Origin of the sequence: Salirhabdus sp. Marseille-P4669 (assembly GCF_900240405.1) — a bacterium.
Lineage (GTDB): Bacteria > Bacillota > Bacilli > Bacillales > Alkalibacillaceae > OEQK01.
In genome coordinates this window covers 24,021-44,091 of the sequence record NZ_OEQK01000008.1, presented here as the reverse complement: position 1 = coordinate 44,091, position 20,071 = coordinate 24,021, and the positions used below count along the sequence as shown (strand labels likewise).

Here is a 20,071-nt window from a genome sequence, read left to right as displayed (position 1 = left end):
TCATGTTACTGCTTCAACGCTTTTTCAATTGCTTTCGTTAAAATGCGCACTGATGGTGGAATGGCAGCATGGTTAAATGTCATATTTGGATGGTGTAAACCAGGCTGTAAATCACACCCTATTGCTAGCATTGTTGCATTGACGTGGGGCCGTTTGATTGAATAAAAGTGAAAGTCATCCCCGCCTGTTGACGTGATTACATCTGTAAGCATATCTGCTCCAACACACTCTATAATTGCTTCTTTCATGATGTTCGTTGCAGAATCATGAAGTACAGCAGCGGCGACATCCGAGCTTACCTTTAAATCAATTTCAACATCGTGATAGTCTGCTAGCATGGATGCTATTTTTTCAACATGCTTCATTAATTGTTCCATTATATCATTCGTTTGAGCACGTAAGTCTAATGAAAAGGCTGCATTTCCTGGGATGATATTTGCATTTTTACCACCAGCATGAAACGCCGTCATTTTAACGGAATATGGTATTTTCGGGTCTAGGTGAATGTTGTTTATATGTTGAAAAAGCTCGGTCCCAATTAAAATGGCATTTGCATTTAAATGGGGTCTTGCACCATGGGCATCTTCTCCTGTAATTTGTCCTTCTACAAAGCGAACTGCTCCATGACGAATAGCTGGTGCAAAATAGCCATGCTCTAATTCTTGAATTGGTCTTAAGTGCATCCCAAACAAATAATCAACATCGTCCATTATTCCTTTTTCCACAAGTGCTAATGCACCTGTACCTTTCTCCTCAGCAGGTTGGAATAGAAAGCGGATTGTCCCTTCAAAAGGTGGTTTATGTTCCAGGAAATGCCACAATACTCCAATTGCAATGGTCATATGAGCATCATGGCCACACGAATGATTTGCTTGAAATACCCCATCTACTTCTTGCCAAAGGGCATCCATATCTGCACGAAGCGCAACAACTGGTTTACCACTACCGATTTCGATAATAAGTCCAGTGATATCGTCAAACGCTTTAATTCTACAATTTTCCTTTTTAAATAGAGATCGAATGTAGTCGGTTGTATGATGCTCCTTCCAGCTAATCTCTGCATGGTCATGCAAATATTGAAAAACCTCTTCTAAGGATGCTTTCATTGTTAAACTCCTTCCAGAACAGCTTGGACTCTGCCCCAGTTTCTCGTTTTTAAGAAAACACTTTTTTAGTACTATAGCACACAACAAGTTGTCTATGAAAAAATGAAGCCTAATCGCCAAATTCTCCCTTTCATTCCCAGAAATGAGTGTTTTTAATTGTCGGAAATTTTAGTATAATAGAACTATAACATCAGGAATGGAGCGAAAGGAATGAAACGAAAAAAAAGAAAACGTTGGCTATATATTTCAATTGGTCTTATTACTATAGTATGCATCGTTAATGTTGTGGTTAGTTTTTACTTTTATGACTTAGCTGTTGAGCGTAATGTTAAGGATTTTCTCCAAGGGAATGAAGATTTAGAAGTTTCCGCAGAAGCCATGGATACTTTTACGAAAGGGGACTGGCGGGACTGGGTGCGAGAGCAAAACTTTGAAACTTGGAAAATGGAAACCTTTGATGGCTTAACGTTAAAAGGCTATTTTTTAGAGGCAAAGGAGCCTACAGCTAAGACGGTTGTTTTTGCACATGGTTATCTTGGACGAGCGACAGATATGGGGCTATTTGGGCAGCATTATTATGATGAGCTCGGCTATAATATGTTGATCTTTGATATGCGTGGTCATGGAGATAGTGAAGGGGATTACATCGGATTTGGCTGGCATGATCGTATCGATTTAATCGATTGGACGAATAAAGTCATTGAATATTTAGGTCCGGAAACAGAGATTGTCTTACATGGCTTATCTATGGGTGGAGCGACTGTTGCAATGGCAAGTGGTGAGGAGCTTCCTTCGAATGTAAAGGCGATTGTATCCGATAGTCCTTACACTAGTGTTTACGATTTATTTGACTATCAAATGGAGCGCATGTTCCATTTGCCAGATTTCCCAATTTTACCGACGACAAGCCTAGTAACAAAATGGAAGGCTGATTACTCCTTCCAGGAAGCCTCTGCACTTGATCAAGTGAAAAAGGCAGAAGTGCCGATCCTCTACATACATGGAGAAGCAGATACCTTTGTCCCTACCAGAATGTCAAAGAAACTCTTTGAAAATACGAAAAGCGATGCATATTATGTGACCTATCCAGATTCCAATCATGGAGAGTCCGTTGTATTGCACGAAGAAGCGTATTATGAGGAGTTAGATAAATTTTTGAAAAAGTATGTAACTGAATAGGTTAATTAATGAAGAGTAGATTGAGTATAAGAGCTTAGTCTGCTTTTTCTTTGCAATGGGACAAACAGGAATAAGAAAAGGAAAGTCTTATTACTTGGCCCCGACCTCGAATCCGTAACGTATCACTCTTTACGTATCCTCTTGGCGACATTCTTGTCATCATCAACTTTGTCAACAACTCCAAACACAATTCACAAATCCGACAAAAGTTTATTGCAAGAATGTGAAAAGGTGAGCAAAGTTATGTTATTCAGAATCATCCCATGCTATTATCTAGACATAGAAAGGAAAACAAAAACCTTTCAAACTCACATATGTGAAATAGTGAACAAACTTTCAAAAAAACAAAAAATGCTAAAAGGAGTGTTTTACATGTTTAATACATTTATCCGTAACAATAATATCATTGCAGGAGTATTGGCATTCATCCGAATTTATCTTGGCTACACATGGATCACAGGTGGTATTGGCAAACTAACAAGTGGTGGTTTTGATGCAAGTGGATTTATCCAGGGCGCTATTGCTGGTGCAGGTGGGGAGCATCCAGCAGTTCAAGGCTGGTGGGCAGCATTTCTAGAAGCAGTTGCCCTTCCAAATGCAGAAATTTTCAGCTTCCTCGTTATGTGGGGTGAAATTCTAGTAGGTTTAGCACTTATCTTAGGATTATTTACAAACTTTGCAGCATTAATGGCAATTACAATGAATTTTGCATTCCTATTCAGTGGAACAGTTAGCACAAATGGACAAATGATTTTACTAACCATTTTCTTAATCGTTGCAGGCAGCAATGCAGGTAAATACGGTTTAGACCGTTGGGTATTACCATTCCTACGCAACCATAAGATCACTTTTACTAATAGAAAAAAAGGAAACAAAAAGAACGTAGCAGTAGCTTAATAGAAATGCTTTACACCACTGGCAATATATATTTGCCAGTGGTTTATTTTATGCTGTCATTCTTTATAAGCCAATAACTTTAAATACAAAAAATTTACTTGATTCTCACAAGGATAATCCCGCCATCTCTCGAATACTTAAAGAAAGGAGGAAATAGCAATGTCTAATGCATTTACATATAAGGGTGTAGATGGAACTGAAATACATGCCCGAAGTTGGGTTTCTGTCCAAAATCCAAAAGCAATCGTTCAAATTGCACACGGGATGGCGGAGCATATGGGAAGATATGATGCGTTTGCTCAATTTTTAAATGATCAGCAAATTATTGTGTATGGAAACGACCATCGTGGTCACGGAAAAACTGGGGAGGCTGCCAATTCAATAGGTTATTTTGCGGATAAAGATGGATTTGAGACTGTTATGGAGGATTTGTATCAATTGACAACAATCATTCAAGAAAAGCACCCCAATATACCAATCATTCTCTTCGGTCACAGCATGGGTTCCTTCTTATCTAGGCGCTATGTTCAAAAATATGGTGATGTACTGACAGGACTAATTCTATCGGGTACAGGTGGAGATCCAGGTTTTATTGGAAAGGTTGGAAAATACCTAGCAAAGCGAGAAATCAAAAAAGTCGGAGCCCAAACTGCCAGTGAAAAACTAAATAAACTCACCTTTGGTAATTACAATAAAAAGTTTAATCCAGCTCAAACTGATTTTGATTGGTTAACGAGAGATAGAAAAGAAATAGATAACTATATAAATGACCCATTTTGTGGTTTTGTTTGCTCTACTGGTTTTTTCTATGATTTACTAGATGGTCTCGAAGTGATTCATCGCATGGAAAACAGAAAACGTACGCCAATAGACTTGCCTATTTTTCTCATTGCTGGTGATAAAGATCCGGTAGGCAATTACGGAAAAGGCGTGAAAGAGGTTTATAAAGGTTTTCAAAGGATAGGAATAACAGACATTACCTATAAATTATACCCTGGTGCAAGGCACGAAATACTAAATGAGCTCAACCGAGAAGAAGTGATGAAGGATATTTTAGAATGGATACTCATACATATAAATAGGGATTAAAGGAGGATTGCGATGAAGGAATTTATTTCGAAAGCAAGAGAGGAATTGCTGGCTGCAGTAGAAAATCTATCCGATCAACAATTGAACTTCGTTGTTGAAGAGGGCACATGGTCTATTATGCAAGTGTTAGAGCACCTTTATTTAATTGAAAAATCAGTTGCAAAAGGGCTTGCAAAAGAAGTGGAGAAAGAGCATGGTAAACAAACAGAGGAAAAGCCAATTCATTTAACCCCAATCCGGAAAAAAAGAGTGGATGCACCTGCTTTTTCGATACCATCCAATGATTTTGTTCCTCTAATTGCTATGAAAAGGAAGCTAGATGGGTCAAGGGATGCATTGCTACAAGCTATTGCTGGAGTAGATGAAGAAACGCTACAATCTAAATCTATGCCACATATGGTTTTTGGTGATTTGAATCTAAAGCAGTGGGTAGAATTTATTGGTTTTCACGAGCAGAGACATTTGGAGCAGATAAAAGAAGTGAAAGAAAGATTAATAGAATGGAATTAAATAACATATAAAACTTTTAAAAATTCAGAATAGTTTGTTATAATGGATTTATGCGTAACATACCAACTGGTTAGTATTTTAATAACATAAAAATGAAAGCGCTATCATAATTTAGGAGGTTTTGTCGAATGAGTATTGAAACGCTATTTCGTTTAGAAGGGAAGGTCGCGATTGTTACAGGTGGTGGTCGCGGACTAGGGCGACAAATAGCGCTTGCTTATGCGGAGGCTGGGGCAAAGGTAATGGTTTGTTCTCGTAAAATAGATGCCTGTGAAGAAGTAGTAAAGGAAACCGAAGCATTAGGTGGAGAAGGCCTAGCCATTGCGTGTGATGTAACAGATCCAAAGCAAGTGAAAAACGCGGTAGAGAAAACGATGGAGAGGTTTGGAAAAGTTGATATTTTAGTTAATAACAGTGGTGCCTCATGGGGGGCAAAAGTATTGGAGATGCCACTCGAAGCCTGGTATAAAGTAATGAATGTAAATGTAACAGGTACATTCTTAATGTCTCAAGAAGTAGGCAAGCATATGGTAGAACAAAAAAGTGGTAAAATCATCAACATTTCCTCCATTGCTGGTTCAAAAGGTGTAGACCCGCGTGTCATGGACGCAATTGGCTACAATGCAAGTAAAGGCGCTATCAACACCTTTACAAAGGACTTAAGTGCAAAATGGGGGCAGTATAACATAAATGTCAATGCAGTTGCACCAGGGTTTATCCCAACAAAAATGTCGAAGGGAGTGTTGGAGCAAGGAGGCGGAATCGTATCGGAACTCACGCCGTTAAGAAGGTTAGGCCGAGAGGAAGAAATTCGAGGGGTAGCCTTATTTTTAGCGTCTGAAGCTTCTAGTTACATAACAGGTGCGATTATTCCAGTTGATGGTGGAATGAGTGCAAGTTAAATAAGAAAGGGGAATTTATATGGAGAAGGTTTGGGAAAAGCATTACCCAGCACATATTAAAAAGGATTTAGAGATTCCAAGCATGACCGTGTATGATATGTTAGCACAAAGCATTGGACAATTTGGTGATAAAAAGGCAATTCATTTTTATGGTCATGAATTTACGTATGTAGAATTAGGAAAACAAGTTGGTGCATTCGCATCGGTACTGCAAGACAACGGTTTGAAAAAAGGGGATCGAGTTGCAATTATGCTTCCGAACTGTCCTCAATATGTAGCTAGCTACTACGGAATATTACAAGCAGGAGGTACAGTTACGCAAGTGAATCCGATGCTAGTGGGTGGTGAACTGGAGCATATATTAAACGATTCTGGTGCAGAAACCATTGTAATCTATAAGGCATTACTACCTGTATTAAATCAAATTTTGGATAATACGTCCGTAAAGCAGGTTATTCAAGTAAGTCTTGGAGAACAACCTGGGGAAGATAATTTAGCTATCGAATTTACCGATTATGTAAAGCAAGCAACAAAGCCTCCAACACCAGTAGAAATTAATCCAAAAGAAGATATTGCGGTTCTTCAATATACGGGTGGAACTACTGGGCGCTCGAAAGGAGCAATGTTGACCCATCGAAATATTGTTGCCAACACACTTCAAGCCTACGAGTTTTTTTCCGATGAAATTGAATTTGGTCAAGAAAAGTATCTCACAGTAATTCCTCTCTTCCATGTGTTTGGCATGACAGCAGGCATGAACCTATCCATATATACAGGCTCCATGAATATTTTACTTCCAAAATTCGACTTAGAAGAAGTTCTACAAACGATTAAACGTTTACAACCGACCTCCTTCCCAGGTGTGCCAACCATGTATGTGGCCATTAATGCTCATCCGAAAGCAGAGGAATATGGCATTGATAGTATTCGCATTTGTAATAGTGGAAGTGCACCAATGCCTGGGGAGTTAATGCGTTCCTTTGAAGAAAAGACAGGGGCGACCATTTTAGAAGGATATGGTCTATCCGAGGCTTCTCCAATTACGCACTGTAATCCAGCTTTTGCAGAGAGGAAACCAGGCAGTATTGGTATTGGTTTTCCTTCCACGGAATATAAAGTGGTGGATCTTGCGGATGGCTCAAAAGAAGTGCCACCAGGAGAAATTGGAGAACTGATTATTCGTGGGCCACAAGTGATGAAGGGATATTGGAACATGCCAGATGAAACGATGAATACGTTACGGGATGGTTGGCTGTTTACTGGTGATATCGCCCGTATGGACGAAGAGGGATACGTCTACATCGTCGATCGCAAAAAAGACTTGATCATAGCAAGTGGTTACAATGTCTACCCAAGCGATGTAGAGGAAGTATTGTACACACACCCATCTGTTCTGGAAGCAGTGGTGGTTGGGGTGCCGGATGAATACCGTGGGGAAACGGTTAAAGCTGTACTTGTATTAAAAGATGGGACCACGGCGACAGAGGAGGAAATCATTACCTATTGTCGTGAGAAGATGGCTGCCTACAAAGTACCTCGTCAAGTGGAATTTCGAACAGAATTACCAAAAACGAATGTCGGGAAAATTTTACGTCGGAAAGTAAGAGAAGAGCTAGTATAAAGGAAAAGTGTGGGAGGAGTAGATGAAGGAGCAAATCATTGCAACATGTACCCAGCTTTTCGAGCAAAAAGGGTTTCGGGAGACGTCGATTCAAGAAATTGTCGAGGAATTAGGTGTAACGAAAGGCACGTTTTATTATTACTTTTCTAGTAAAGAGCAAGTACTAATGATGATTCACACGAAATACATTGATCACTTATTGCTGCAGCAAGCTGAAATTATGCAAAATAAACAGTTAACCAATAAAGATAAGCTTCGTGCCTTAATTCGTATGCTATTCATGAATATTATTCCGAATGGAGATCAAGCCCGTGTGTTCTTTCGGGAGTTCCGCCATTTAAAGGATGAGCATATGAAAGAAGTCCGTGCAAAGCGAAATCAAGTTCGTCATGCTTTTGAAAACGTGTTGCGAGAAGGAATGGACAGTGGTGCATTCAAAAAAGATTTAGAGCCGGACATCATAAGCTTAGGCATATTAGGAGCGTGTAATTGGAGCTATCAATGGTTTCAGCCCGGTGGGAAATATTTAGATACTGAAATCGCCGATATGTTCATAAACATGATTTATACCGGAATTGAACAGGAAGCAAATAAGGGAGGATGACTACCTCCCTATTTGCGATACTTTTGCATAAGGGGGAGAAGGTATGGGAATCAAAAAAGTGGCTGTTATTGGAGCAGGATCCATGGGGCACCAAATTGCAATGCTATCAGCCTTGAATGGTTTTCAAACAACATTACAAGATATAAACGAGCATGCATTAAAGAAAGCAAAGGATCAGCTAGAGAAAAGAATGCAGGAGTGGGTAGACAAAAACAAACTCACGCAGGAACAGAAGGATGTGGCTTTTCGAAATTTGTACGTCACTACAAGTATGGAGGAAGCAGCTGTTGACGCAGATTTAGTGATAGAGGCAGTGGTGGAAAAACTAGAAATTAAACAAGAAGTGTTTCAACAGCTAGATCAATTTGCACCAAAAAAGACAATTTTAGCGACCAACAGCTCCACGATTGTAAGCTCAAAGCTAGCTGAGGTAACGAGTCGTCCAGATAAAGTATGCAATATGCATTATTTCTTTCCACCTCTTGTCATGGATTGTATTGAGGTTGTGCGCAATGAAAAGACTTCAGATGAAACGATTGCAGCTGTTATGGAATATTGTAACAACATCGGTCGTTATCCAGTTTTAATGGAAAAAGAAATATACGGCTTTATCGCAAACCGTTTATTGTTTGCTATTTCCAATGAAGCCATTCGATTGTATGAACAAGGCTATGCCGATTTTAAAGATATCGATATGGTTGCGAAAAAAGCATTAGCCCATCCACTTGGACCATTTGAAATTATGGACTTATCCGGTATTGATGTTGGGTATTATGCCAATCTAGAACTCTATAAAGAAACAGGCGACCCGAAGGATAAGCCGGCAAAATCACTACAGGAAAAGGTGAAGGAAGGTCATCTCGGTCGAAAAACCGGAAAAGGCTGGTATGACTACAGCAAAAAAGGGGTGGAGACGAGTTGAAGCATGAAATAAAGGTGAAAGTTCGTGCATGTGAAACAGACGGATTAGGGCATGTAAGTAACATTAGTTATTTTATTTACTTGGAAGAAGCCCGTGTTGAATTTTTTCGTGAGCTTGGAATGCCGTTAAATATGGAGGAGTGGGATTTTATTCTCGCTTCTACCTCCTGTGACTTTAAGCAACAAGCTTATTTTGATGAAGTACTTACAATTCAAACATCCGTTTGGAAAATCGGAAACTCAAGCTTTCATATAGAACATCAAGTCCAAAACGAGCGAGGACTTATTGCTACTGGAAAGGCAGTCGTTGTACATTTTGATTTTCAAAAGCAATGCCCAACTGTAATACCAGATGACATGAGATGGAAACTAGAACAATATTATACTTCGAATGAATGGAAGGAGGAAAGAGCGTGACCGCAAGCGAAATAAAAGATACGATACCTGTCCGTACTGGTGAAGAGCTAAATGTGGAGCGCCTTAGTGCTTACATACGAAATAAGATTACAGATGTTCCAGCTGAAGACCTTTTCGTTGAGCAATTCCCTTCAGGCCATTCGAATTTAACGTATTTATTAAAAATAGGAGACTGGGAAGCGGTTTTGAGAAGACCACCACTTGGCCCAGTAGCTGCTAAAGCTCATGACATGAAGCGAGAATCTGCTATTTTACAAGCCATTCACGCAAAATTTCCTCTCGCACCAAAACCATATGTTTACGAAGAAGACGAATCGATTATAGGCTCAGCGTTTTTCCTTATGGAAAGAAGAAAAGGAGTTGTCTTTGATTCGGAATATCCAGGGGAAGTTGCGGCAACGAAAGAGAATGGTCGTATCATTTCCGATACGATGGTAAAAACACTAGTAGACCTACATCAGATTGACTACTCGAAAACAGACCTTGTAAACATGACGAAGCCAGAAGGATTTATGGAGCGTCAAGTCCAGAGTTGGATAAAGCGATATGAGAAGGTCAAAACCGATGAGGTACCACAATTTGCACAACTGAAAAAATGGCTGCTTCATCACATACCTGTCAATTCTGAATCCTCTATTATCCATTACGATTATAAATGCAACAATGCGATGTTCAATCCAAATGATCTAACCGAAATGACAGGATTATTTGACTGGGAAATGACGACAGTAGGAGATCCATTAGCTGACTTAGGTGTAACCCTTAGCTATTGGGTTGAGGATTCGGATCCGGACTTTTTTAAGCAAGCCTTTGGAAAACCGCCAATAACGACAAAAAGTGGATTTTATTCACGGAGGGAATTTGCTCAGAAATACGCAGAATATACAGGTAGAGATTTATCAAACCTATCCTATTATGTTACGTTTGCATACTTTAAATTAGCTGTTATTGTGCAACAAATTTATTTCCGATATAAAAATGGTCAAACAAAAGATAAACGATTTGCACAGTTTCATATGGCCACTGCAATACTAATTTCCTATGCCAACGAAATTGCCAAAAAAGGAATGTAAAGGACGAGAAATTTGAGAAAAATTAATGTCATTTTGAAAAAAGAAGATCTCAATCCGAACAAATTAACAGGGAAGCATGCTATCGTTTTTGATGTGTTAATGGCAACCTCCTTTATCACCTTTTTGTTAGCTGAGGGCGCAACGGAAGTGTATCCGGTTTTGAATGAACGAGAAGCGCTTCGAAAGGCAAAGGAATATCCGAGACGAGACTATCGACTTGTAGGGGAAAGCCAAGGCTTACCGATAAAGGACTTTCTTATTCCAAGTCCAACTTTAGTGCGTCCATTAGTTTGGGATAAACCATTCATACTATCCACAACAAATGGAACGGTCGCCCTACGAAAATGCCATAAAGCGAAGCGAATTTATGCTTCGTCTCTATTAAATAACAAAGCAGTTGCGCATTCTATAATTTCGTCTAAAGAAGATATAATTATCGTCTGTGCTGGTTCCTCTGGGCGGTTTAATTTAGAAGACTATATAGGAGCAGGTCATCTCATTCATCACTTCATGAATCTTGATGCATTCGAATTAACCGATTCTGCACGGGGAGCAATGTATTTGTATGAAAGCAAGCGCAAGGACATCCTACCACTTTTGAAGGAGACCTCTGTTGGAAAATCTCTCATCCAGCACGGACTCATTAAAGATGTAGAATATGTAGCAGCAACAGACCAAGAAAATGTAGTACCAATATTACAACCAAATGGCTCGATTGTGAGTGCCTGTCACTCCCCGAATTTTGTCGAATGAAAATGGATAGGATGCTAGAGAGATTGACATCAAAGCAGCCTAAATCATCTAACGATTTAGGCTTCCTATTTTTTAACTGAAAAATAAGTAGGTTAAGGAGAAGAATTGTGATCAAACAGCAAATCCTTATTAAAAACTACCATCCTGATTTTGCGGAAGAAACAGTGACCATGTGGCGTACTAGTAAAGAACGAGCCATAGGACAAAAGGAAAAGCATCGATTCGAGGACCATGTCTATTTTCTAAATTGGATATTACCAAAGTATTACAAGGTTGAATTGGCATTTATTCACGATAAAGTCGTCGGAATGATTGCTTATAGTAAAAAAGAAATTAGCCAGCTTTATGTGCATGTTGATTACCAACGAAAAGGAATCGGGGAAACGTTACTCCAAAGAGCCAAGCAGTATTCGAGTGGAAGATTGAGGTTATATACCTTTGATGTAAACAAAAAGGCGCAAAAATTCTATCAAAAGCATGGTTTTCAAATTGTTGGTAAAGGCCATGAAAATGAAGAAAGGTTACTAGATTTAATACTAGAATGGAATCGAGAGCACAAATAAATTCAAGGAGGCAGTTGGATGACAAGTACAGTTTCCGTAAAAGGTGGAGCTTTTTTAATCGAGCAAATATCGGAAAACCAAGCGTTTTTTCCAGAGGATTTTACCGATGAACATAAAATGATTCAAAAGACAGCGGAACAATTTGTGCAGAAAGAAGTAGTACATAAGCGTAACGAAATAGAACATCACGGGTATGAGGTTGTTGCGACTTTGATGAAAAAGGCTGGTGAGCTTGGTTTACTTGCACATAGTATTCCAGAAGCCTATGGCGGGCTTGGGCTTGACAAGGTAAGCAAGGGAATTGTTGGGGAAGCAGTGGGGAGGACTGGTAGCTATGGAGTTGCACATTCCAATCATACTTGTATTGCGACTCTGCCGATTACCTATTATGGAACGCCTGAGCAAAAGCAAAAATATTTGCCAAAGCTAGCAAGTGGCGAATATATCGGTGCATACTGCTTAACCGAGCCAGATGCAGGTTCAGATGCCATGGCCGGAAAAACAACTGCAGCCTTAAATGAATCGGGAACTCATTATCTATTAAACGGTACAAAAATTTATATTACGAATGCTTCTTTTTCGGACACGTTTATTGTGTATGCAAAGGTGAATGGGGAACATTTTACCGCATTTATTGTGGAGAAAGGTTTTCCAGGGCTATCACTTGGTCCAGAAGAGAAGAAAATGGGGATTAAAGGCTCCTCTACACGATCGGTTATTTTGGAAAATTGTGAGGTTCCGGTAGAGAATGTGCTCGGTGAAATTGGCAAAGGTCATATTATTGCCTTTACTGTTTTAAATTTAGGAAGATTCAACTTAGGGTCTGCTTGTACAGGTGGAGCAAAGCAAGCCCTATCCTTAACGTTGAACCACATTTCAGAAAGAAAACAATTCGGAAAAACTCTATCTGAATTTGGTTTAACGAAGGAAAAAATAGCACGAATGAAGGCCCGTATATATGCTGCGGAATCGTTGCAATATCGAACAGCATATTTGATTGAAGAGGCGTTAAAAGGACTAGATGAGGAAAGGGATTGGGAAAAGGTTCGTACAGGAATGTCTGAATATGCAATGGAGTGCGCAATTTGTAAAGTGTATGGATCCGAAACATTAGGATATGTAGCTGATGAAGGACTTCAACTTCATGGCGGAGCAGGGTTTATTAGCGAATATCCTATTGAACAAGTGTATCGGGATTCCCGGATCAATCGTATTTTCGAGGGGACGAATGAGATTAATCGTCTCTTGCTAACCGGACAATTTTTGAAAAAATCCCTAAAAGGAGAGCTACCTTACGAGCGTGCTGTTGAGCAGGCATTTCATCGATTACAAAATACAAATCGTACTAGGGACAGGGAGTTAACAATAATAGAAGATATTCGTTCTATCTATTTAGTATTGACAGAGTATGCTCGTAGAAAATTTGGCATGGAAATGGGGAATGAGCAAGAGGTGCTAGTGAAGCTTGCCAATATAGCCATTGATTTATATGCTGCAGAGTCTGTTGTATTAAGGAATCGAAAGCAAGTGAACAAGGAAAAAGGCGCGTTATTAATGGAAACATTATTGGAGGATACGTTAAATCAGGTTCTTGTAAATGCTAAATTTTTAATGGATGCGCTCATTGCAAAGGATGACCCGATGAGGAATCAAATTTTTAGTGTTTTATTATCCTATTCGTTTTCAGAAGCGGTTCAGCGTAATCGAAAAATAGCGGAAACCGTTTGACTATATCGGAATGAAGATGCCTAAATCAAGATTTATGGTTTAGGTATTTTTTTATATGGAGAAAATAGTCGAAATAAACCTGAATTTTTTAAAAATAGGATGAATGGGATTAGGAACAACGTTATAATAGGGAAAAGAAACGAGGGAAGGGATATTATGCGAACAGATTATCATGTACATATGATTGAAACAGGAGAATTCTCAATCGACTATCTACAGAAATATATTCAAAAAGCCAGAGAAGAAGGCATTGAAGAGCTTGGAATATCTGAGCATGCTTATATGTTCTATGAAACAAAGAACATTATATCCAACCCATGGATTGAAAATAGACGAGTGCTCCATTTTCAAGATTATTGGAACATGTTTAAAGAAGCGAAAAAAGCAGGATTACAGGTGAAGATGGGAATTGAGATGGACTATACACCTGGAAAGCATTCGGAAATGGAAGCGTTTATTAAATCGTATCCTTTTGACTACGTTATTGGTTCGGTACATTGGATTGGAGATTGGGGAATTGATCTTGCCATCCATCGGAAAGAATATGAAAAACGTGATATATATGAGGCATACGAGCAATATTTTGACCAGATTGTAACGCTTGCTGAGTCCAAATTATTTAGCTTTGTAGGCCATATTGATTTAATTAAAATCTTCAACTATAAACCAGATGATCAACATTTTGTGGAACAACAATACGATCGTGCAGTAGAAGCGCTTTCGAAGTCAGGCACATGTATCGAAATTAGTACGGCAGGATTACGAAAGCCTGTTGGGGAGATTTATCCAGACCCTATTTTACTCCAAAAATGCTATGAGGCAAATGTGGGGATTGTATTAAGCTCGGATGCCCATGCCCCGAAGCACGTTGGTTTTCAATATGATCAGAGCATTGCGCTAGCAAAGTCTGTAGGATATAAAGAAGTGCACGTTTTTTCAAGTGGAAATAGGATGAGTTATCCTTTAGGGTGAACCTATTTAGGAATCGGTAGCTTTACATTACTAATGGATTCATAAAATAGAAACCCCAGTTTCATACGTAAACTGGGGTTTCCTTTTTACAATTCTATCGGGATAACCTGGTAAATATCCGCAAGAGCTTTCAATTCTTTCAAAACATTTTCTTCCACAGGACGGTCAACGGTTAGCATCATAATCGCATCTCCACCTACATCAGAACGACCTACCTGCATCGTAGCAATATTTACGTCAAATTGGGCAAGCAAGCTTCCTACGCGACCAATCGCACCAGGTTGGTCTTTGTGCCGAATTAAGATTAAATTTCCAGATGGTATTACATCAATACTATAGGAATCAACTTTTACAATCCGGGTTCCCAATCCATTTAACTGTGTACCAGCAACGGTAGCGGATCCAGTTTTCGTCTTAATTTCTACTGTTACCAGATTTGTAAAGCCTTTGCTAGAGGATGTTTTTTGCTCATTTACTGTTATCCCTTTTTTATTCGCAAAATAAGGCGCATTGACATCGTTGACATGATCACCTAAATGAAGCTTTAGCAGCCCTTTTACCGTGTTGCGCGTTAAAGGAGAAACATCCCATTTGTTAAGCTCTCCTGCGAAATAAACGGTAACTTCTTCAATTGGATCCTTCACTAGGTTGGCAACGAAGCTTCCAAGCTTTTCGGATAGATTAAAATAAGGTCGAATTCGATTCATAATTTCTGCTGGTAAAGATGGAAGGTTCACTGGATTTTTGGCAGGCCCTCCATTTAGGATAGTCAGCACATCAAGACTGACATCAATCGCAACATTTTCCTGTGCTTCGATAGTGCTCGCACCAAGATGGGGAGTTGCAATTACTTCCGGTAATTCGAGTAAGGAAAAGTTTTGGATTGGCTCTTCTTCAAACACATCCAATGCAGCACCTGCTACTTTTTTATGAACAATTGCTTGGAACAAAGCGTCTTCATCAATAATTCCACCACGGGCACAATTAATAATCTGTACACCTGGCTTCATTTGATCAAAAGCTGCTTTATTAATAATATGCTTTGTCGCTTTTAATAACGGTGTGTGAACAGTAATGAAGTCGGATTGCTGTAATACTTCTTCTAAAGTGGCGTATTGAATCCCCATTTTCTCGGCTTTTTCCTCAGTTAAAAAGGGGTCATATGCTAATACTTTTAAACGTTGCCCTTTAGCACGATAAGCTACCTCTGCTCCAATTCTACCTAGACCAACGATTCCTAATGTTTTTCCTTTTAACTCTACACCTACATATGATTTTCGATCCCATTTTTGCTGCTTCAAAGAATAATAGGCTTGAGGGATTTTCCGAGCTAAAGACATTAACATCGCCATGGTATGTTCAGCAGCAGAATTTGTATTTCCATCCGGAGCATTGACAACAAGAACGCCGTGTTCTGTTGCGGCATCTAGGTCGATATTATCCACACCAACACCAGCACGCCCTACCACCTTTAACTTTTTCCCTTTTTCCAAAACGGCTCTAGTTACTTGCGTTTGGCTTCGAACGAGTAGTGCATCGTATTCCCCAATTTCTTGAAGCAGTGCTTCCTCTGTTAAATTCGTTTTTACAGTAATCTGGACGTTTTCTGCTTGTTTAAGTGGGGCTATTCCTTCCTCACTTAAGGAATCGCTAATGAATATGTTAAAAGTCATTTTCATCCTTCTTTCCAATTGATTTGATGTAAACAGCCTGAGCAGCAGCTGTTCCTGTACCAAGCTCCACATTCTTGCCAATTTTCTTTAGCCCCACTTCTAGTAAACTAATGGTTTGTAGGACATCAGCAGGGGAGCAGTAGCCCATATGACCAATTCGAAATATTTTTCCTTTTAAATGATTTTGGCCACCTGCAAGTGTTAAACCAAATTCTTCTTTCACAACATTGCGTAATTGTTCTGGATCAAAGTCAGTTGGTTGAATCGATGTGATGGTAGGAGATGCGTCATCATCTGCTGTGAGCAATGGGATATGTAGCGCCTTCATTGCTGCTCTCGTCATATCGCGCATCAATACATGACGACGGTATACCTCCAGTAATGTTTCTTCTTCAAGCAGGTGCAACACTTGCTTCAAACCGAATAGTAAACTAATTGCTGGAGTGTATGGTGTTGCATTTTCTTGGAGCTTCTCTTCATAGGTTTGTAAATTGAAATAGAATCGAGCTTGTGGATTCGTGCGCATGACCTTCTTTGCTCGTTCACTGGCTGCAACAAACGTGAGCCCTGGTGGTAGCATCATGGCTTTTTGGGAACCCGTAACAAGGACATCAATGCCCCAGTCATCCATCCTAGTCTCTACACCACCGACACAGGACACCCCATCTACTACAAGTAATGCCCCAGAAACCTTATGGACCATTTCTGCGATAGCTTGAACAGGATTTAATACACCGGTAGACGTTTCGCAATACGTGAGGAAGACGGTCTGAATGGATGGATTTTGTTCAAGGTACGTTTTTACCTGCTCCGGATTAACGGCATCTCCCCAGTTTATTTCAAGTGTATGAACATTTCTTCCGTAGGCATTACATATTTTTGCAAATCTGTCGCCAAAGGAACCTGTTACGATAACAAGGACATCATCATTTTCTTTTGTTATATTGACAACAGCTGCCTCCAAACCAGCAGTCCCGCTTCCAGATAGGATATTTACTTGTTGTTTTGTTCCGAAGATGTTTTTCAGTTTCGGTGTAATCTGTGCAAGTAATTCCTTTGTCTCTTGACCTCGGTGACCAATCATCGGCTGTGTCATCGCACGCTCTACACTAGGCGGTATAGGCGTCGGACCAGGTATTCGTAAAAAGTGTTGATCTTTTAACATCGCACTACTCCTCTCTTTTTTTGAACCATTTCCAAAAAGATAACAAAAAAACCCATTCATCCCTTAGGTATAAGGGGCGAAAAGGTTTATTTACGCGGTACCACCCTTTTTTGCTGTAACTGTATTTCAATTAGAAACAGCCTTCATTGTACGGCTTGCAATGCATAACGGGCATGCTCCGAGTAGACCTACTCACATTCAATCTACCTGCTCCAAAGTGGAATACATCGTACGAAACGCTGATTTACACCAACCATCAGCTCTCTTTCGATTCAGAAACGATATACTTGTCTTCTTCACCGCATTTATGTATTAAAGGATATATTTTTTATAATCTTAGCAGAATCTTCAAATAAGTCAATGAGTTTTTGGAAAAATTTAAGTTTAGTGGAGGATCGGGTTTTTGGGTGCCTGGCACCACCCGAATTTTGTCGAAATACAAAAAATGCACCTGAGCCGAATCATAGGCTCAGGTACATGATACAGCGAGGCAATTAATGTTCTGGCTCGAACGTTTTACAATCTGTTTCTTCCTGGTTGGAAGCTTTTTCGCCATGGTGGCTTACTACATATATGGCATCGGCAGAACAACGATTGCCTTCAGACCAATATTTGCAGTTTCTCACTTCACATAAAACATCTTGAGCCAAAGTCAACACCCCCTGTACCTATTAGGAAGCCCAAAAGTAGTAGGAAACATGCAAAAATGAAAGCAAAAAATGTGAACCAATAATGGGTGATAATAGAAATATAAATGAAATGTTTAATTTTATTGTTTTTAGTTAAAATGATGAAAGAGATGAATTTTTTCGACAATAAAATATGCAGGTGACTATAGCATGCTGCAACAGGCGAAAAGACCTGCAAGACAAGCATTCAATAGGATCCAAAAAAGGCTGCACATTTACAAAAATTAAACATAAATTAATAAAAGTTAAAATTTCCTGTTGAAATCTTAAAAAACGGTTGATATAATTAAAAACATCTTAACAAAGAAGTAAACAAACTATAGTAATTGCGGGTGTAGTTTAATGGTAAAACCTCAGCCTTCCAAGCTGATGTCGTGGGTTCGATTCCCATCACCCGCTCCATAAATTTAACTACGTTACCAACGCAGTGTTTCGTCTGGATTGCCACGAAGCATTGCGTTTTTTAATATGTACATTTTACAAAATTCGACAAAATTCGGGGAGTGACAGGCACCCATGCAAACCACTTTACGACGGATTGATGGAAAAGGGTATAAAGCTTACAAGGAATTACAGCATACGGAAGTGCATTTTCCAAAATACAAACTAATAATAGATTATGTCCAAGGGGATCCATTCGCATCACCATCCAAAATTCGCATAATTGTGCCGAATAGTAAGTTTCGTATGAAATACGAATGGCTAACTTCAAAATCAAGGAAAATCTATGTGGAAGACTGCTTAACAAGACAAATTGCAAAAGCAATAAAGCGCACTACTTCTAACATAAGGGGCTCTGGAAAAAGTGGACTTGTGCTAATCGATGAGCCAGGTCAAGAAATACTGGAAAGAACAGCTGTAACAATAACGGAAACGGAAACCATAATCTGTCTATCCATAGGTTTACCAGCAAATGGTCGCCGAATAAATGGCAAAGAAGCAGAAAAGCTATTTTGTACGATCATTCCAGATGTGATGGAAAAATCCATCTTCACAGTTGAAGAAAAAACCATCCAACAAGTCATGCACTTAGCTGATCAACATGATGCCATACGTGCGGAAATGTTTGCGAATGGTTGGGTGAGTTTTATCGCGGATGGATCGATTTTACCACGGGAAAGTGGAGTAAGTGATCGTCCGTTAAAGAATGCCATTCGGTTTAAAAGCCCCATTGAAAACCGAGTTACCTTTTCCATCCCACATCGCGATGAACCGTTGTCTGGTATGGCGATTCCAAAAGGTATTACGTTAATTGTTGGGGGAGGGTACCATGGAAAGAGTACCCTCTTGAACGCGATAGAGCGAGGCGTGTATCCTCATATTGATGGTGATGGAAGAGAGTATGTACTTACCGACCCAAATGCTGTGAAAATTCGAGCAGAGGACGGACGTTCCATCACATCAGTGAACATATCCCCTTTTATTAACAATTTACCATATGGGGCAGATACGGAACGATTTAGCACGGAGAATGCTAGTGGCAGCACTTCTCAGGCGGCTAATGTGGTGGAAGCATTAGAGGCTGGTGCAACAACGTTACTTATGGATGAGGACACAAGTGCAACCAATTTTATGATTCGAGACCATCGGATGCAGGAGCTTGTCGTGCAAGAAAAAGAACCGATTACCCCATTTATTGATAAAATAGCATACCTAAGAGATGAGCGAGACGTATCTACCATTTTAGTAATGGGTGGTTCTGGTGACTATTTTGATGTTTGTGATTGTTGTATTATGTTAGATGAGTACGTACCTTTTAATGTTACGGAAAAGGTAAAAAACATCGTTGCGAAATACCCAATGTCTCGCAATAATACAGCAGAATCCTTTGGTAAGGTTACAGATAGAATCTTTTTACCAAATACAATAGATACACGAAAAGGAAACAAACAGAAAGTGCAGACTAAGGGCCTTCATTCCATCATCATGGGGCGAACGACCATTGACCTTTCCCAAGTAGAGCAGTTAGTAGATCCATCTCAAACTCGCATGATTGCAGAGATCCTTCATTATGTAGACCGCCAAGGCTGGTTAAAAAGGAACATTTGTTTAAAAGAATTGCTCGCACAAATTGAAAATCAAATCGAGAAGCATGGTCTTGCATCTTTTTCCAAAAATCCAACTGAACATCCGGGAGAACTAGCGAGACCACGAAAATTTGAAATAGCAGCAACCTTAAATCGTATACGTCATGCGAAAATAAAATAAA

The 20,071-nt window shown here is 39.5% G+C and carries 19 protein-coding genes, 1 tRNA gene and 1 other annotated feature; of the genes, 16 read left to right on the top strand and 4 right to left on the bottom strand.

All coding sequences use genetic code 11. The features are described from left to right. Positions 1-5: 5 nt before the first annotated feature. Entirely contained in the window at positions 6-1,106 is a 1,101-nt protein-coding gene (locus C1A05_RS14735; protein WP_102029013.1) for a M20 peptidase aminoacylase family protein, read from the bottom strand. A 210-nt stretch (positions 1,107-1,316) separates the two neighbouring features. Here C1A05_RS14735 and C1A05_RS14730 point away from each other — a divergent pair, with 210 nt between their 5' ends. From C1A05_RS14730 to C1A05_RS14665, 14 genes are all read left to right on the top strand, one after another. Continuing rightward, positions 1,317-2,285 (top strand): alpha/beta hydrolase, encoded by a 969-nt coding sequence (locus C1A05_RS14730; RefSeq protein ID WP_102029012.1) that lies wholly within the window; start codon positions 1,317-1,319, stop codon positions 2,283-2,285. Positions 2,286-2,657: 372 nt separating this feature from the next. Then, positions 2,658-3,182, top strand: a complete 525-nt coding sequence (locus C1A05_RS14725) for a DoxX family protein (protein WP_102029011.1) — start codon at positions 2,658-2,660, stop codon at positions 3,180-3,182. A gap of 159 nt (positions 3,183-3,341) precedes the next feature. Continuing rightward, positions 3,342-4,271, top strand: a complete 930-nt coding sequence (locus tag C1A05_RS14720) for an alpha/beta hydrolase (protein WP_102029010.1) — start codon at positions 3,342-3,344, stop codon at positions 4,269-4,271. Positions 4,272-4,283: 12 nt separating this feature from the next. Next, positions 4,284-4,781 (top strand): DinB family protein, encoded by a 498-nt coding sequence (locus C1A05_RS14715; RefSeq protein WP_102029009.1) that lies wholly within the window; start codon positions 4,284-4,286, stop codon positions 4,779-4,781. 128 nt (positions 4,782-4,909) lie between these two features. Beyond that, positions 4,910-5,683, top strand: a complete 774-nt coding sequence (locus C1A05_RS14710) for an SDR family oxidoreductase (RefSeq protein ID WP_102029008.1) — start codon at positions 4,910-4,912, stop codon at positions 5,681-5,683. A 19-nt stretch (positions 5,684-5,702) separates the two neighbouring features. Next, positions 5,703-7,304 carry a long-chain-fatty-acid--CoA ligase gene (locus C1A05_RS14705; RefSeq protein WP_102029007.1) on the top strand — a complete coding sequence of 534 codons (1,602 nt, stop codon included), beginning with the start codon at positions 5,703-5,705 and terminating at the stop codon, positions 7,302-7,304. 22 nt (positions 7,305-7,326) lie between these two features. Beyond that, complete coding sequence (locus C1A05_RS14700; RefSeq protein ID WP_102029006.1) at positions 7,327-7,908, top strand: TetR/AcrR family transcriptional regulator; 582 nt, start codon at positions 7,327-7,329, stop codon at positions 7,906-7,908. A 43-nt stretch (positions 7,909-7,951) separates the two neighbouring features. Next, on the top strand, positions 7,952-8,830 hold the full coding sequence (locus C1A05_RS14695) for a 3-hydroxyacyl-CoA dehydrogenase family protein (RefSeq protein ID WP_102029005.1): 879 nt from the start codon (positions 7,952-7,954) through the stop codon (positions 8,828-8,830). After that, positions 8,827-9,246: an acyl-CoA thioesterase gene (locus C1A05_RS14690; protein ID WP_102029004.1), complete on the top strand. Its 420-nt coding sequence runs from the start codon at positions 8,827-8,829 to the stop codon at positions 9,244-9,246. The genes C1A05_RS14695 and C1A05_RS14690 overlap by 4 nt, the downstream gene beginning before the upstream one ends. Positions 9,247-9,257: 11 nt before the next feature. After that, the gene (locus C1A05_RS14685) at positions 9,258-10,319 is read left to right on the top strand and encodes a phosphotransferase family protein (RefSeq protein ID WP_102029192.1); all 1,062 of its coding nucleotides are present in this window, start codon (positions 9,258-9,260) and stop codon (positions 10,317-10,319) included. 12 nt (positions 10,320-10,331) lie between these two features. Continuing rightward, the gene (locus tag C1A05_RS14680) at positions 10,332-11,072 is read left to right on the top strand and encodes a 2-phosphosulfolactate phosphatase (protein ID WP_102029003.1); all 741 of its coding nucleotides are present in this window, start codon (positions 10,332-10,334) and stop codon (positions 11,070-11,072) included. Between the two features lie 107 nt (positions 11,073-11,179). Further along, positions 11,180-11,635, top strand: coding sequence for a GNAT family N-acetyltransferase (locus C1A05_RS14675; RefSeq protein ID WP_234998583.1), 456 nt, complete (start codon positions 11,180-11,182; stop codon positions 11,633-11,635). Between the two features lie 18 nt (positions 11,636-11,653). After that, positions 11,654-13,363, top strand: coding sequence for an acyl-CoA dehydrogenase family protein (locus C1A05_RS14670; protein WP_102029002.1), 1,710 nt, complete (start codon positions 11,654-11,656; stop codon positions 13,361-13,363). Positions 13,364-13,519: 156 nt separating this feature from the next. Then, positions 13,520-14,335 carry a histidinol-phosphatase gene (locus tag C1A05_RS14665; RefSeq protein ID WP_102029001.1) on the top strand — a complete coding sequence of 272 codons (816 nt, stop codon included), beginning with the start codon at positions 13,520-13,522 and terminating at the stop codon, positions 14,333-14,335. Between the two features lie 86 nt (positions 14,336-14,421). Here C1A05_RS14665 and serA read toward each other — a convergent pair whose 3' ends face one another. The 3 genes from serA to C1A05_RS14650 all read right to left on the bottom strand — a co-directional run bounded on the left by serA (position 14,422) and on the right by C1A05_RS14650 (position 17,823). Further along, the gene (serA, locus tag C1A05_RS14660) at positions 14,422-16,008 is read right to left on the bottom strand and encodes a phosphoglycerate dehydrogenase (RefSeq protein WP_102029000.1); all 1,587 of its coding nucleotides are present in this window, start codon (positions 16,006-16,008) and stop codon (positions 14,422-14,424) included. Further along, positions 15,998-17,173 (bottom strand): pyridoxal-phosphate-dependent aminotransferase family protein, encoded by a 1,176-nt coding sequence (locus C1A05_RS14655; RefSeq protein WP_102028999.1) that lies wholly within the window; start codon positions 17,171-17,173, stop codon positions 15,998-16,000. Before C1A05_RS14655 ends, serA begins: the two co-directional genes overlap by 11 nt. Before the next feature lie 69 nt (positions 17,174-17,242). Continuing rightward, positions 17,243-17,482, bottom strand: a binding site (T-box leader). A 185-nt stretch (positions 17,483-17,667) separates the two neighbouring features. After that, positions 17,668-17,823 carry a DUF1540 domain-containing protein gene (locus C1A05_RS14650; RefSeq protein ID WP_102028998.1) on the bottom strand — a complete coding sequence of 52 codons (156 nt, stop codon included), beginning with the start codon at positions 17,821-17,823 and terminating at the stop codon, positions 17,668-17,670. A gap of 367 nt (positions 17,824-18,190) precedes the next feature. On the opposite strand from C1A05_RS14650, the gene C1A05_RS14645 reads away from it, so the two are divergent. Both C1A05_RS14645 and C1A05_RS14640 read left to right on the top strand, forming a co-directional pair. Beyond that, positions 18,191-18,264: transfer RNA gene (locus tag C1A05_RS14645), tRNA-Gly, on the top strand. Between the two features lie 114 nt (positions 18,265-18,378). Then, positions 18,379-20,070: an ABC-ATPase domain-containing protein gene (locus tag C1A05_RS14640; protein ID WP_102028997.1), complete on the top strand. Its 1,692-nt coding sequence runs from the start codon at positions 18,379-18,381 to the stop codon at positions 20,068-20,070. Position 20,071: the final 1 nt, after the last annotated feature.